This window comes from Methylophilus sp. DMC18 (assembly GCF_056314005.1).
The window spans coordinates 74,286-88,517 of sequence record NZ_JBQUZE010000007.1 but is presented as its reverse complement, the minus strand read 5'-3'; the positions used below and the strand labels follow the sequence as shown (position 1 = coordinate 88,517).

Here is a 14,232-nt window from a genome sequence, read left to right as displayed (position 1 = left end):
ATAGACTGCCATGAAAACTTAAGCGCTGCACTGCAGCGTGAAATATAATTGACACCGCTCAAGCGGTTGTTGCTCTGTTGCTTCTCCCTCTTTTACATACATCTTAAAAAATACTCCGGCGTATGTCATTGACCCGTTCGGGCTACTACAGGCCGTAGACGTCAAACAAAACCCGCCCGACCCTGCCATTGCGCCATCTGTTACTTTGAATTTAAAAGGAATTTTGGTATAATCAAAATGATAGATGGGCGTTACGCCCATTTTTTGTTTTTGGACGTAACGTTTTGAATTAAGGGTGCGTATGCAAAATTTGCATTCGGTAGTTGAAAAGACAGTCACGCAGTTAGGATACGAGCTGGTTGATTTTGAAGCAGCCAATCGTGGCAAATTATTGCGCGTGTTCATCGACAAGCTGACACCCAAAGACAATAAGGACAGCGTTACGATTGATGATTGTGTTCTGGTGAGCAACCAGCTTGGCAACGTGCTGACGGTAGAACTGGATATCGATTATGACCGCCTGGAAGTCTCTTCTGCCGGTCTGGATCGTGTGTTGCGCAAGGAACGTGATTTTATGCGTTTTACTGGTGAGCGTGCACAAATCAAATTGCGAGTGGGAATTCCGGATGATGGCCCTAAAACAACGCCAACCACATTGCCCAGAAAGACTTTTTTGGGACAGTTGCAAGGCGTTGAAGAGGGGAAAGTGTTGATTGAGTGCGATGGCTGGGTTTATAGATTGTCGCTGGATAATATAGATAAGGCTCGATTGAGCCCGGTTTTTGATTAATTTGTTTTAGCTAATCCGTACGGTGAGTTGGAGATTACGATGAGTCGTGAATTATTGTTGTTGGTTGATGCCCTGGCCCATGAAAAAAACGTGGATAAAGAGGTAATCTTTACTGCCCTGGAACTGGCATTGGCTTCGGCGACGAAAAAGAACCATGAAGAAGGCGCAGATATTCGTGTCGAAATTGACCGTGAAACCGGAGATTACAAAACCTTTAGACGCTGGCAATATGTAGAATATGACCTGCTGGAAAGCTCGGCTTACCAGTTTGATGAAGAAGACGAACGTGCTGCTGGCAGACAAATTGGCGACTATTACGAAGAGCCATTAGAGTCGATCTCGTTTGGCCGCATTGGCGCACAGGCAGCAAAACAGGTGATTTTGCAGAAGGTGCGCGAAGCTGAGCGTGAGCAAATGATCCAGGACTTTTTGGCGCGTGGCGAAAGCCTGGTCACTGGCGTGATCAAGCGGATGGAAAAAGGCAATGCGATTATTGAAGTGGGCCGTATTGAGTGCCTGCTACCACGTGAAGCCATGATTCAAAAAGAAAACCTGCGCGTGGGTGACCGTGTGCGTGCTTATCTGTCACGCGTGGACCGTGGTGGCCGTGGGCCGCAACTGATCCTGTCGCGTGTCGCTCCCGAGTTCCTCAAGCGTTTGTTTGAGCTGGAAGTGCCTGAAATCGAAGAAGGCCTGCTGGAGATTCGTTCTGCGGCGCGTGATCCTGGCTTGCGTTCCAAAATTGCGGTTAAAACCAATGACCAGCGCCTGGATCCTGTGGGGACTTGCGTGGGCATGCGTGGCTCCCGTGTACAAGCGGTGACTTCTGAGCTCGGTGGCGAGCGCGTGGATATCGTATTGTGGAGCATGGATCCGGCACAGTTTGTCATTAATGCCTTGGCGCCAGCTGAAGTGACGTCGATTGTGGTCGATGAAGATGCACACAGCATGGATGTGGTGGTGAACGAAGAGCAATTGGCGGTAGCGATTGGGCGCAACGGTCAAAACGTGCGTCTGGCGTCGGAACTGACTGGCTGGAACCTGAATATCCTGACCGAAGAAGCGGCTGCGCAGAAGAGTCAGGACGAGTATGCCAAAATCAGCCAATTGTTTATCGAGAAGCTGGATGTGGACGAAGAAGTGGCGGATATCCTGGTGCAGGAAGGCTTTAGCACACTGGAAGAGATTGCCTACGTGCCTTTGGCAGAGATGGCTGAAATCGAGGCCTTTGATGAAGACACGATCAATGAGTTACGTTCACGCGCACGTGCTGCCTTGTTAACCGAGGCGATTGCCAAAGAAGAAAAAGTTGAAGAAGACACCAACGACCTGATGACGCTGGACGGTATGGATGCAGACACTGCCCATAAACTGGCAGCCAGCGAGATTCATACCAGCGAAGATCTGGCCGAACTGGCAGTCGATGAGCTGGTTGAGTTGACCGGAATAGATGAAGAGCGTGCGAAGTCATTGATTATGACGGCGCGAGCACCCTGGTTTAAGTAACCAGGCGTTTTAAATAACCTATGCGTTTAAAACATCATGCATACCTCTTAATTAAAAAATAAAGTAATTGAACTGGAGCAGTACATGGCACTTTCAACCGTCGCACAATTTGCCGCCGAGCTGGGTCTTCCAACGACTCTTCTTATCGAGCAACTGAAAAGCGCAGGCGTTCATAAAACGTCTGTGGATGATTTCCTGGAAGAGGGTGACAAGGCTGCCTTGCTGGATTACTTGCGTAAAGAGCATGGGGCAGGTAACGCGCCTAAAAACAAGATTACGCTGACCCGTAAGCAGAACACCGAAATCAAAAAGCTGGATAGCTCAGGTAAAGCCCGTACGATTCAGGTGGAAGTGCGTAAAAAACGCGTGCTGGAGCGCCCTGAGCTGGGTTATGAGCCGCCTGTGGATGCCGCTGCTTATGATGAAGCCGAGCCAGTACCAGCAGAAGTTCTGGAGAGCTTGCCCGTAGAGGTTGAGCCGGTCGTGGTGGAAGAACCTGTGATCGAAGAGATCGTTGAGGTCGTGGCTGAACCTGAGCCAGAGCCAGAGCCTGAGCCAGTAGTTGAGGCACCAGCACTTACACCAGTCGTAGAAGCCCCAGCCCCTGTGAAAAAAGGCGTGGTTCTGTCGGCGCAGGAGATTGCCTTACGTGAACAAGAAGCTTCGCGTGCGGCCAAGCTGGCTGCCTTGCAGGCAGAAGATATCAAGCGCAAGCAAGCGTTGACACAACGTCGCGCAGAAGAAGAAGCCAAGCGCCAGGCAGAGGCCGAGGCTGCGAAGAATAAACCCGCAGCCACCAAGTTGTCTGAAGGGACGCTACACAAGCCCGCTGCCAAAGCAACAGACAAGCCAGAAAATAAAGATAAAAAAGCCAAGACCGACAACCGCGACTGGAATGAAAACGAGAACAAAAAACGCGGCATTAAAACCCGTGGTGATGCACCTGCTGGCGGCGCTCAAGGCTGGCGCACCCCTAAGGGCAAGCATCACAAATCCAATAAAGATGATCAGCACGCCTTTAATGCACCAACCGAACCTATCATCAAAGAGGTGATGGTGCCGGAGACCATTTCGGTTGCGGATTTGGCGCACAAAATGTCTGTCAAAGCGGCGGAAGTGATCAAGGCCTTAATGAAAATGGGCATGATGGTGACCATCAACCAGGTGCTGGATCAGGACACTGCGATTATTCTGGTCGAAGAAATGGGTCACAAAGCGCAAGCCGCGGCTGCGAATGATCCTGAAAGCTTCCTGGAGGAAACCGAAGGCGTTGAAGCGATTCTGGAATCACGTCCACCGGTGGTCACGGTCATGGGTCACGTTGACCATGGTAAAACCTCCTTGCTGGACTATATCCGCCGCAGTCGCGTGGCTTCAGGTGAAGCAGGCGGCATTACTCAGCATATCGGTGCTTACCACGTGGAAACGCCACGCGGCATGGTGACCTTCCTGGATACCCCTGGCCACGAGGCTTTTACCGCTATGCGTGCCCGTGGTGCGAAGGCGACCGATATCGTGATTCTGGTGGTATCGGCTGATGATGGCGTGATGCCACAAACGATTGAAGCGATACACCATGCCAAGGCAGGTAATGTGCCTATCGTGGTGGCGATTAACAAGATTGATAAACCGGAAGCCCAGCCAGAGCGCGTGAAAAGCGAGCTGATCTCACATGAGGTGGTGCCAGAAGAGTACGGTGGCGATACCATGTTCCGTGAAGTGTCTGCCAAAACCGGTAAAGGCATTGATGAGTTGTTGGAAGCCGTGTTGCTGCAAGCGGAAGTGCTTGAGTTGAAAGCCCCGCTCAATACGCCAGCCAAAGGCCTGGTCATTGAAGGTCGTCTGGACAAAGGACGTGGTCCGGTGTCTACCGTTCTGGTGCAGTCAGGTATCCTGCGCCGCGGCGATATGCTGCTGGCAGGTACGGCTTATGGCCGTGTGCGTGCCATGCTTGACGAGAATGGCAACGACATTAAAGAAGCCGGCCCGTCTATTCCGGTAGAAGTTCTGGGCTTGTCTGATGTGCCAAGTGCTGGTGAAGAAACCATCGTCTTGAACGACGAGCGCAAGGCGCGTGAAATTGCCTTGTTCCGTCAGGGCAAGTTCCGCGATGTGAAACTGGCCAAGCAGCAGGCGGCCAAACTTGAAAACATGTTTGAGCAGATGGCTGAAGGCGAAGTACAAACCCTGAACCTGATTATCAAATCAGATGTACAGGGCTCTTACGAAGCCTTGACCACCAGCCTGCAAAAACTGTCTACCAGCGAAGTACGTGTGAATATTATTCACACCGGCGTGGGTGCCATCAGTGAGTCTGATGTGAACCTGGCCGCCGCTTCAAGTGCGGTACTGATCGGCTTTAACGTCCGGGCAGATGCCGGCGCACGTAAGCTGGTTGAGAATCTGGATGTCGACCTGCGTTACTACAACATCATTTACGAAGCTGTGGACGAGATCAAAGCGGCGTTGGGTGGCATGCTTGCACCAGAGCAGAAAGAGCAAATGATTGGTACGGTAGAAATCCGCGAGGTATACCGGATCTCCAAAGTGGGTGCAGTGGCCGGTTGTTATGTACAGGATGGCGTGGTTAAACGTAACTCCAAAGTCCGTTTGCTGCGTAACAATGTCATTATCCATACGGGTGAGCTCGACTCCCTCAAGCGCTTCAAAGATGACGTTAAAGAAGTTAAAAATAACTTTGAGTGCGGCTTGTCTCTCAAGAACTACAATGAGATTGAAGTCGGCGATATTCTTGAAGTTTATGAAGTCGTTGAAGTGGCCAGAACACTCTAATGGCTAAAGCATTTTCAAGAAATGACCGCATCTCTGAGCAAATGCGCCGTGAACTGGCGGATTTGCTCATGTTTGAGATCAAGGACCCGCGTGTGCAGATGGTCACCTTGACCGGGGTTGAGGTGGCGGGTGATATGGCACATGCCAAGGTCTTTTACACCGCGCAGAAGAATAGCAAAGGCCTGCAAGCCGGCCTGGAGAAAGCCGCCGGCTTTTTGCGTACGCAGCTGGGCAAGCGCATGATGATCCGTACTGTCCCGCAGTTGCATTTTGTCTATGATGAATCCATAGATCGTGGGATGCACATGGACAAGCTGATCAGCGACGCTTTGTCTGATACCCCTCCGCAAGAATAATTTTCACCTCCTTTCGCGCTATGCAAACCAAACGCATTAAACGTGCCGTCAGTGGCGTGTTGTTGCTGGACAAGCCCTATGGCTTTTCATCCAATCAGGCCCTGCAAAAGGTCAAATGGTTATATCAGGCCCAAAAAGCCGGACATACCGGGACCTTGGATCCTCTTGCAACTGGCGTGTTGCCGATCTGCTTGGGCGAAGCTACCAAATTTGCACAACACCTGACGGATGAAAACAAAACTTATGTGGCGACTGTCAAGTTTGGTGTGACCACCACCACCGGAGATAAAGAGGGTGACGTCGTCAGTGAGGTGGCTTGCCAGCTGTCGCGTGCAGAGATTGAGCGCGTGTTGCCGCAGTTTTTGGGGTCAATTACACAAGTGCCTCCCATGTATTCTGCGCTCAAGGTAAACGGTAAGCCTTTGTATGAATACGCGCGTAATGGTGTCGAGCTAGAACGTGCACCGCGTCAGGTAACCATTCATGCATTGCGTGTCTTGGCCTGTGCTGAGAATAGTGCAGAAATCGAAGTCTGTTGTAGCAAAGGCACTTATATCCGTACCTTAGGCGAGGATATTGGTAAAGCACTCAATGTGGGTGCGCACCTCACAGCTTTACGCCGTACGGCAACCGCCACTTATCAAATCGCCGAGACCGTGACGATAGAAGCTCTGGAGCAGATGTCTATTGAGCAGCGCGATGCGTTGCTGCTGCCTGTCGATAGTGCCATTCAAATCCTGCCTAAAGTCGAGCTGCATGAGGATGCCGCCTATTATTTCAAACAAGGCAATCCAGTCTGGCTGGCTGGCGTTATCCCAGCGGGCGATTTGCGTATTTACAGTGCTTCCGGTTTATTTCTTGGGGTCGGCCAGCAGCAGCGCGATGGCCGTATTGCCCCCAAACGCGTCGTTAATCTCTAGTTTTTCACTTGCTCGTCTCGCTAAAACGCATGGCTTTTGCATAAAAATGCAATAGAGTTGCATTCTGTGTGTAGGAATTTATGTTAGTATATTCAACATGTTAAAGCGCTTTTATGTGTATTTTCTATTGGCAGTGTTGTTTGCGATCACGCAGACAGGCCTTGTCACACATGAAATTACCCATCTCAAAGAGCTGACGCAACACTCGCAATCTGACAAACATCAAAGCAAAGACCAATGCAGGCTCTGTGTCGCCTACGCGCATCTCGTCGGGGTGATGACGCAGGCCCAGCAATGGAGCTTGCCAGAGCTTAGCTATCTTGCTGTCATCAGCGCCCTGGCGATTGCCATACAGCGCCCAACGCTCGCGGCCTATGCCGCACGCGCCCCTCCTGCCATTGTTTAACCCTTGACGATACATTCTCCAGGTCGCGCTTGCGGCTGGAGTGAGCTATTTATGCAGTGCGCACAGCACTGCCTGACCTTGTCTGGAAAAAACAATGAAAATGTTACAAAAGAGGATGTCTGCACGTGGGCAGCAAAAATCATTATGGCTGGCATTGATGGCGGCGTTGAGCTCGCCCATGCTGGTCTCGGCAGAAGACGCGAAAACCCTTGATATTGATAATGTGCCTGTCACGGGGAATCCCCTGGGCGTGGCATCGGATGATATGGTGGTGCCGGTCTCGGTATTGGGCGGACGTGAGCTCAGTTTGCGTCGTCAGGGGACTCTGGGCGAAACCCTGAATGGCATTCCGGGCGTGACGGCCACGCAGTTTGGTCCAAATGCTTCGCGTCCGATTATCCGTGGCCTGGACGGCGAGCGTGTGCGTATCATGCAAAACGGTGTCGGCATTCTGGATGCCTCGTCACTGAGTTTTGACCATGCAGTGGGCGTGGATCCATTGATTATTGAGCAAATTGATGTGGTGCGAGGCCCGGCAGCGTTGCTGTATGGCGGCAGTGCCATGGGCGGTGTCGTCAACGCCATTGACCACCGTATCCCTAAAGAATCCCTTAATGGCTATACCGGCCGCGCTGAAACCAGGTTTGGCGGGCCAGACAATACGCGCAATGGCGCTGCGGTGGTCGATGTGGGCAATGGCCTGTTTGCATTGCATGCCGATATCTACAGCCGTGAAACCAGCAATCTTGAGATTCCTGGCTATGCGCTTTCCAAGCGCAAGAGTTTGGCCGATGGTACTGCGCGCGATAGTCGCGGCAAGGACAAGCTCAATAATAGTTCTGCCCTGGCCAATGGCGGCGCATTGGGTGCTTCCTGGACCTTTGATACAGGCTATCTGGGGATTTCCTATGCGGACTCCAACAACCACTATGGCACCGTGGCGGAAGAGAATGTCAGAATCAATATGGAAAACAAACGTACGGAGTTGGCAGGTGAAGTGAGAGAACTCAAGGGACCTGTGCAAAAAATCAAGGTGAGAATGGCTTACACCGATTACCAGCACGTAGAAGTTGAGAGTGGGGTGGTTGGAACCACTTTTAAAAACCGTGGTTTACAGGGTAGCCTCGAAGCCACCCATGTCCCACTGGCGGGCTTGAATGGGGTGGTCGGCTATCAGTTCCAGAACACGCGTTTTCAGGCCTTAGGCGAAGAGGCATTTGTGCCTAGTGTTACCACCGTGGACCAAGGGGCTTATGTCTACGAAGAGTATGCAATCGATAAACACAAAGTCACCTTTGGCGGGCGGTTTGGCGATACCTCGATAGACTCCCATGTCGATGATAAATTCACCCAGGCGTTTAGCAAACACTTTAACCCCAATAGCTTTGCGCTGGGGGGGCTGTACACTATTGATGAATCCTGGAGTGTAACGACCAACTTGTCGCATAACGAGCGTGCACCTAGCTATTTTGAACTGTATGCGAATGGACCACATATTGCGACTGGGCAGGTGGAGGTCGGTAATACTAACCTCAGCAAAGAGCGCTCCAACGGTATTGATGCGCAGCTGAAATGGAAGTCAGGTGGTCACAGTGTGACGCTAGGCGCGTATGCCACCAAATTTAAAAACTTTATCGGCTTGTTTAATACAGGCATTGAGGTGCCGGTGGATGGCGAGCTGTTGCCTGAAGCACAGTTTAGAGCGGTTCCGGCCTTGTTCAAGGGCTTGGAGTTAGAAGGCAAGTTTGCCTTGAACGACGAGTGGACATTAAAAATGCGCGGTGACTACGTGCATGCCAAAGACACGCGTAATAATCAATACTTGCCAAGGATCTCGCCCTTGCGTTTGGGCGGTGGGTTAGATTATCGCCTGGGTAACTGGAATGCTCGCCTCGATGTGCTGCATGCCTTTCAGCAGAATAACGTGGCCGAGAACGAGCTCAAAACCGATGCCTATACCAATGTCAGTGCATTGGTTGCATACAAGTTGCCGGTGAAGTATAACGTGGAGTTGTTTGCCAAGGCGAATAACCTGCTCAATGAAGAGATCCGTGAGCACGCTTCTTTTCTGAAGGATATTGCCCCGTCAGGCGCGAGGGCGGTATTGGTGGGCGCCCGCGCTGACTTTTAAGCGGTGGAACTAACTGCGCCTCTGGACGCCGCATTACGCGGCGCAGGTGCGCAACAGAGCAAAGCAACAGGCTGACTTAGTCAGCCTGTTGTCATTTAATTGAATAAAATCAAGCCCCAGACTACCGTCAAGTTGATCAATGCCAACAACACGGCAGCACTGCCAATATCTTTGGCTCGCTTGGCCAGTGCATGCCGTTCAATCGACACGCGGTCTACCACCGCTTCAACCGCCGAATTCAGCAGCTCCACAATCATGACCAGCAACACACTGCCCACCATCAGGATGCGGTGCAGGGCTTCAGACTCCAGGTAAAATGCCAGAGGAATTAGCACCAGCGAGAGCCAGACCTCCTGACGGAAAGCATCTTCATGCTTGTAAGCGGCTTTGAAGCCATCCATGGAGTAGCCAAAGGCATTAATCAAGCGCCGGAGGCCGGTTTTGCCTTTGAATGGACTTTCCTGGTGACCTGAAGGGGTGTTGTTTTGCATGGCTTATCTCTAAAATTGCGAACATCAGATTTTAACATGCGCTATGATAGCGCTTTTAGCAGTGTAGTGAGGATCGAACATGGCAAGATTGGTGCAATGTGTGAAACTGGGCAAAGAGCTCGAAGGCATGGATTTTCCGCCTTATCCGGGAGAACTGGGTAAAAAGATTTATATGCATGTGTCTAAAGAAGCTTGGGCAGGCTGGTTAAAACAGCAGACCATGCTGGTCAATGAAAACCGCTTGAGCCTTGCGGACCCGAGTGCACGTAAATATCTATCCGAGCAAACCGAAAAGTACTTTTTTGGCGAAGGCGCAGATGTTGCCACTGGCTATGTGCCTCCTTCTGCCTAGTGAAAATGGTTAATGCGATGAGGCTTTAACCGTATCCCGGCCAACAAAAATAAAAAGCACTCCGAGGAGTGCTTTTTATTTGCGGTCTATTACGACTGTGTCTCGCGCTGAATATCTTCCAGGCTGGTATGACGGATATCTTTGCCTTTAACCATATAGACCACGTACTCAGAGATGTTCTTCGCATGGTCGCCAATGCGCTCGATGGCTTTTGCCACAAACAGTACTTCAAGTGACATCGAGATCGTACGTGGATCTTCGAGCATGAATGTGATCAACTGACGCATGGCGGCGCGGAATTGTTCATCCACCTGCTCATCCTGTCTGGCGACTTCCACGGTCTGGCTGACATCCAGGCGTGCAAATGAATCCAGCGATGTACGCAGCATTTCACGCACAATGCCAACCATGGTTTTGATCTCGTTGAACCGTGGTTTGTACATCCGGTCTTGCTCGTAGATGCGCTGGGCAGTCCGTGCAATTTTAGTGGCTTCATCACCAATCCGCTCCAGATCCGTGATGGTTTTCACCATCATCATGATCATGCGCAAATCACGTGCTGCAGGTTGTCTGCGGGCAATAATATGGCTGCAGTCTTCATCCACCTGCACCTCTAAAGCGTTGACACGCGCATCGCGCTCCATGACGTCTTTGGCTAGATTGACATCCGCGTTGGTCAGCGACTCCAGTGCATTGACGATTTGCTGCTCAACGACCCCGCCCATTTCCAGAACCTTGGCCCGGACGGACTCCAGTTCAACATCATATTGCTTAGAGGTGTGTTCAAATTGCATGACAAATTTTTCCTAATTATTGTGCCGGTGCAGATTACCAGCCCAATATGACAACTGTATGATAATTTTCAGTGTGCAGAAGTTGCAATTACTTGGTCAGGGTTTTAACGCCGTTTGGCGTGGCCAGCAGCAACACATTGGCCGGGCGTGCTGCGAACAAGCCGTTAGTCACCACCCCTACGATCTGGTTGATCTTGGCTTCCATTGCAATCGGGTCGCTAATGCTCAAGCCATGCACATCAAGGATCAAGTTGCCGTTGTCAGTCGTGAAGTCACGCAATTGGGGTTGACCACCCAGTTTTACCAGTTCACGTGCCACATGGCTGCGAGCCATTGGTAATACTTCTACTGGCAGGGGAAACTTGCCCAAGACGGGTACAAATTTGCTTTCGTCGCAGATACAGATGAAAGATTTGGCCACAGCTGCCACGATCTTTTCACGGGTCAATGCACCGCCGCCGCCTTTGAGCATATGCATGTGCTCGGTGATTTCATCGGCGCCATCCACATAAATATCCATGCTGTCGACGCTGTTCAAGTCAAAGACCTCGATACCGTGGTTACGCAGGCGTTGCGCGGTGGCTTCGGAGCTGGCGACTGCGCCGGTGATTTTATGTTTGACTTTGGCCAGTTCGTCGATAAAAAAGTTAGCGGTTGAGCCGGTGCCCACACCAATAATGCCATCCTTGACATAATTGACTGCTGCTTTTGCCACTTCGAGTTTCAATGCGTCTTGTTGTGCTTTATCCATCGCCATGTGCTTCAATCCTTGATTAATTCTTTATAATACAAACAATTCTCTATCATACACTGCAACCTTGCGGTTTTAAAATCTCCACGTATTTCATGACCATCAATTACCGCGAAAAAATCGAACACTCCCACGTCTATGCCGTTGCCAGACATACGCCGCTCGATGAATTGCCCAACTTGTCCTCGCGACTGAATAACCGGGTATTGCTCAAGCGCGAAGATATGCAGCCGGTATTTTCATTCAAGCTGCGCGGTGCCTATAACAAAATGGCCAACCTCTCGGCAGAGGCTTTGCAGCGTGGCGTGATTTGCGCCAGTGCCGGTAACCATGCGCAAGGCGTGGCCTTGAGTGCGCAAAAAATGGGCTGCCGTGCCGTCATTGTGATGCCGACCACCACGCCAGCGATCAAGGTCAATGCGGTGCGCTCACGCGGTGCCGAAGTAGTGTTGTTTGGCGACAGTTATTCCGATGCCTACTTGCACGCGCTCGATCTAGAGCAACGAGAAGGGTTGACCTTTGTGCATCCTTACGATGATCCGGATGTCATTGCCGGACAGGGCACGATTGCGCTGGAGTTGGTGCAGGATCATGCGGCGCCGATTGAAGCCGTGTTTTGTTGTGTTGGCGGCGGTGGCTTGCTGGCAGGCATGGCGGCCTATCTGAAAGCGGTCCGCCCCGAAATCAAAGTCATCGGCGTCGAAGCACAAGATGCCGAAGCCATGACCGAATCGCTGAAGCTCGGCCAACGTGTCATGTTGGAACAAGTGGGCCTGTTTGCAGATGGGGCTGCGGTCAAGCAAGTGGGCGAGCATACCTTTGCGCTCGTGCAGCAATATGTCGATGAAATGATCGTGGTTGATAACGATGCGATTTGCGCCGCTATCAAAGACGTGTTTGAGGATACGCGCAGCATTCTTGAGCCGGCCGGGGCGCTGGCCGTGGCTGGCTTGAAGGCCTACAGTCAGCGTGAACAGTGTCAAGGTAAAACCCTGGTCGCAGTGGCTTCAGGTGCCAACATGAACTTTGACCGCTTGCGCTTTATTGCCGAGCGCGCAGAGTTGGGGGAGCGCCGGGAGGCGGTCTTTGCCGTCACCATCCCTGAGACTCCCGGCGCGTTTAAGCGTTTTTGCCGCCTGTTAGGGCAGCGCAATATTACCGAATTCAATTACCGTTTTGCTGACACCGAGCAAGCGCATATTTTTGTCGGGTTGGCGGTGCATCACACAACCGAGGCCGATGTTATCGCGAGCAAATTGGCGGCGGCTGGCTTGCCCACCATTAATTTGAGCGACAACGAGATGGCCAAGTTACATTTGCGCCATCTGGTGGGCGGGCATGCGCCACAAGTCCAAAACGAGGTGGTTTACCGTTTCGAGTTTCCTGAAAAACCCGGCGCCTTAATGAACTTTCTCGAATCCATGGGTCACAACTGGAACATCAGTTTGTTTCACTACCGTAATCATGGGGCAGATTTTGGCCGGGTATTGGTGGGCATGCAGGTACCGCCCGAGGATCAGCTAGCCTTTACCCAGTTTTTACAGCAATTGGGTTACCCGTACTGGGATGAGAGCCATAATCCGGCGTATCGTTTATTTTTAGGCTGATAGCAGCCATGATGGTGGTTGTTTGCAGCCAGTGCCGTGGGTGATATCAGCTGAATGCGAGCCACGGCGCTGATTGGATGGCTGAGAACGATTCTTGCAGGGAATGCCTGCACTTTAGAGCGATGAGACTTAAATAATAATCAGGAGATAAATGCAAATGTTGAATTCATCATTGGCGCGTCGTGCGCGCACCAGCGTGTGGTTGCTGGCCTTGCTCGCTGGCGTTACCGCTTGTAACAAGCAAGAAGAGTCCGCACCAACCCCGGAAACGCCAGCGGCCACGAGCGCTGTTAGCGAAAGTTCTTCTGGTAAGGCGTTGGCTTATGTGTCCACCCAGGATGCCGGCGTCGACGTGATTGACTTGGCGACCATGCAAGTGACCAGCATGCTGGATGTGAAAGCCAAGGGCCCGCGTGGCCTGGCGCTGACAGACGATGGCAAGCAACTGGTGGTGGCGACGCGTGAAAATGGCAGTGTGTCCGTGATTGATACCGCCACAGGCGAAGTCGTCAAGCAGATTGAGGTCGGCAAAAACCCTGAGTTTGTGCGGGTGAGTGGTAATTATGCTTTTGTTTCGTCCGAGCCTAGCTCTAAAGCTGGTCCGCCACCCAAGCCGGGCAGCAAGCCAGAAGAAGACGATGACGACGATGAAGAAAAAGTCCCAGCCAAGATTGCGATTGTTGATCTGACCAAAGGTGAAAAAGTCCGCGAAATTACTGGCGGGCCAGAAACCGAAGGTCTGGAGTTTTCGGCCGATGGCAAACAGCTGGTGATTACGAACGAAGCTGACAATACCGTCACTGTACACAACATCGAAACTGGCGATCTGGTCAAAACCATTTCCACCCATCAATATGGAGATCGTCCGCGCGGCATCAAAGTCTCTCCGGATGGCAGTACCTATCTGGCCACGCTGGAGTTTGGTAACAAGTTTATGGTTATGGACAAAGACTTTAATGTGGTACGCACGGTAGACACGGCTGAAACCCCATACGGCATAGCCTACGACAGTAAGGGTGAGCGGATTTTTGTGGCCACCAACAAGGCAAAACTGTTGCAGGTGTTTGATGCCAAGACCTTTGAAAAAATCAAGGAAGTGCCGACCGGTAACCGTTGCTGGCATTTTAGTTTTACCCCGGACAACAAGCAGGTGCTGTTGGCTTGCGGCAAGTCTGATGCGGTATTCGTCATTGATGCAGATAAGCTTGAAGTCACGAACCAGATTGAAGTGAAAAACATGCCATGGGGCGTGGTGACCTTCCCTAAAGCCATGGGTAGTCTGGAAAACGCCAAATAACGTTATTTCCAATCGCGTTTCAATTGGTTGAACAAGCC

The 14,232-nt window shown here is 51.5% G+C and carries 13 protein-coding genes; 10 read left to right on the top strand and 3 right to left on the bottom strand.

Annotation, left to right across the window (positions count from 1 at the left end; translation table 11 throughout):
• The first annotated feature begins 301 nt into the window (after positions 1–301).
• The 7 genes from rimP to ACT53G_RS14415 all read left to right on the top strand — a co-directional run bounded on the left by rimP (position 302) and on the right by ACT53G_RS14415 (position 8,902).
• Positions 302–790, top strand: a complete 489-nt coding sequence (gene rimP, locus ACT53G_RS14445; RefSeq protein ID WP_476169739.1) for a ribosome maturation factor RimP — start codon at positions 302–304, stop codon at positions 788–790.
• Between the two features lie 39 nt (positions 791–829).
• Positions 830–2,296 carry a transcription termination factor NusA gene (nusA, locus tag ACT53G_RS14440; RefSeq protein ID WP_194749775.1) on the top strand — a complete coding sequence of 489 codons (1,467 nt, stop codon included), beginning with the start codon at positions 830–832 and terminating at the stop codon, positions 2,294–2,296.
• A gap of 84 nt (positions 2,297–2,380) precedes the next feature.
• Positions 2,381–5,089, top strand: a complete 2,709-nt coding sequence (infB, locus tag ACT53G_RS14435; RefSeq protein WP_194749774.1) for a translation initiation factor IF-2 — start codon at positions 2,381–2,383, stop codon at positions 5,087–5,089.
• Entirely contained in the window at positions 5,089–5,445 is a 357-nt protein-coding gene (gene rbfA / locus ACT53G_RS14430) for a 30S ribosome-binding factor RbfA (protein WP_194749773.1), read from the top strand. Before infB ends, rbfA begins: the two co-directional genes overlap by 1 nt.
• A 20-nt stretch (positions 5,446–5,465) precedes the next feature.
• Positions 5,466–6,365, top strand: coding sequence for a tRNA pseudouridine(55) synthase TruB (gene truB / locus ACT53G_RS14425; RefSeq protein ID WP_275356405.1), 900 nt, complete (start codon positions 5,466–5,468; stop codon positions 6,363–6,365).
• Positions 6,366–6,462: 97 nt separating this feature from the next.
• The gene (locus ACT53G_RS14420; RefSeq protein WP_194749771.1) at positions 6,463–6,771 is read left to right on the top strand and encodes a hypothetical protein; all 309 of its coding nucleotides are present in this window, start codon (positions 6,463–6,465) and stop codon (positions 6,769–6,771) included.
• Positions 6,772–6,871: 100 nt separating this feature from the next.
• Positions 6,872–8,902, top strand: a complete 2,031-nt coding sequence (locus ACT53G_RS14415; RefSeq protein WP_476169744.1) for a TonB-dependent receptor — start codon at positions 6,872–6,874, stop codon at positions 8,900–8,902.
• Positions 8,903–8,997: 95 nt separating this feature from the next.
• On the opposite strand, the gene ACT53G_RS14410 is transcribed toward ACT53G_RS14415, so the two are convergent.
• On the bottom strand, positions 8,998–9,393 hold the full coding sequence (locus ACT53G_RS14410; RefSeq protein ID WP_275356407.1) for a diacylglycerol kinase: 396 nt from the start codon (positions 9,391–9,393) through the stop codon (positions 8,998–9,000).
• A 79-nt stretch (positions 9,394–9,472) separates the two neighbouring features.
• Here ACT53G_RS14410 and ACT53G_RS14405 point away from each other — a divergent pair, with 79 nt between their 5' ends.
• Positions 9,473–9,745 (top strand): oxidative damage protection protein, encoded by a 273-nt coding sequence (locus ACT53G_RS14405; protein ID WP_194749769.1) that lies wholly within the window; start codon positions 9,473–9,475, stop codon positions 9,743–9,745.
• A gap of 89 nt (positions 9,746–9,834) precedes the next feature.
• Here ACT53G_RS14405 and phoU read toward each other — a convergent pair whose 3' ends face one another.
• Together phoU and rpiA are read right to left on the bottom strand one after the other, a co-directional pair.
• A complete protein-coding gene (phoU, locus tag ACT53G_RS14400; RefSeq protein ID WP_275356408.1) occupies positions 9,835–10,539 on the bottom strand; it encodes a phosphate signaling complex protein PhoU in 705 nt (234 codons plus the stop codon).
• Positions 10,540–10,627: 88 nt separating this feature from the next.
• Positions 10,628–11,290 carry a ribose-5-phosphate isomerase RpiA gene (rpiA, locus tag ACT53G_RS14395; RefSeq protein ID WP_476169743.1) on the bottom strand — a complete coding sequence of 221 codons (663 nt, stop codon included), beginning with the start codon at positions 11,288–11,290 and terminating at the stop codon, positions 10,628–10,630.
• Between the two features lie 95 nt (positions 11,291–11,385).
• Here rpiA and ilvA point away from each other — a divergent pair, with 95 nt between their 5' ends.
• Together ilvA and ACT53G_RS14385 are read left to right on the top strand one after the other, a co-directional pair.
• Positions 11,386–12,897, top strand: coding sequence for a threonine ammonia-lyase, biosynthetic (ilvA, locus tag ACT53G_RS14390; RefSeq protein ID WP_476169738.1), 1,512 nt, complete (start codon positions 11,386–11,388; stop codon positions 12,895–12,897).
• A gap of 151 nt (positions 12,898–13,048) precedes the next feature.
• Positions 13,049–14,194 carry a YVTN family beta-propeller repeat protein gene (locus ACT53G_RS14385; protein ID WP_476169737.1) on the top strand — a complete coding sequence of 382 codons (1,146 nt, stop codon included), beginning with the start codon at positions 13,049–13,051 and terminating at the stop codon, positions 14,192–14,194.
• Positions 14,195–14,232 lie beyond the last annotated feature (38 nt).

Coding starts and splice junctions, on each gene's coding strand:
- phoU (WP_275356408.1), bottom strand. CDS start 10,539: ATGCAATTTGAACACACCTCTAAGCAATATGATGTTGAACTGGAGTCC.
- nusA (WP_194749775.1), top strand. CDS start 830: ATGAGTCGTGAATTATTGTTGTTGGTTGATGCCCTGGCCCATGAAAAA.
- rbfA (WP_194749773.1), top strand. CDS start 5,089: ATGGCTAAAGCATTTTCAAGAAATGACCGCATCTCTGAGCAAATGCGC.
- ACT53G_RS14405 (WP_194749769.1), top strand. CDS start 9,473: ATGGCAAGATTGGTGCAATGTGTGAAACTGGGCAAAGAGCTCGAAGGC.
- ACT53G_RS14385 (WP_476169737.1), top strand. CDS start 13,049: ATGCAAATGTTGAATTCATCATTGGCGCGTCGTGCGCGCACCAGCGTG.
- ACT53G_RS14420 (WP_194749771.1), top strand. CDS start 6,463: ATGTTAAAGCGCTTTTATGTGTATTTTCTATTGGCAGTGTTGTTTGCG.
- ACT53G_RS14415 (WP_476169744.1), top strand. CDS start 6,872: ATGTTACAAAAGAGGATGTCTGCACGTGGGCAGCAAAAATCATTATGG.
- rpiA (WP_476169743.1), bottom strand. CDS start 11,290: ATGGATAAAGCACAACAAGACGCATTGAAACTCGAAGTGGCAAAAGCA.
- ACT53G_RS14410 (WP_275356407.1), bottom strand. CDS start 9,393: ATGCAAAACAACACCCCTTCAGGTCACCAGGAAAGTCCATTCAAAGGC.
- rimP (WP_476169739.1), top strand. CDS start 302: ATGCAAAATTTGCATTCGGTAGTTGAAAAGACAGTCACGCAGTTAGGA.
- ilvA (WP_476169738.1), top strand. CDS start 11,386: ATGACCATCAATTACCGCGAAAAAATCGAACACTCCCACGTCTATGCC.
- truB (WP_275356405.1), top strand. CDS start 5,466: ATGCAAACCAAACGCATTAAACGTGCCGTCAGTGGCGTGTTGTTGCTG.
- infB (WP_194749774.1), top strand. CDS start 2,381: ATGGCACTTTCAACCGTCGCACAATTTGCCGCCGAGCTGGGTCTTCCA.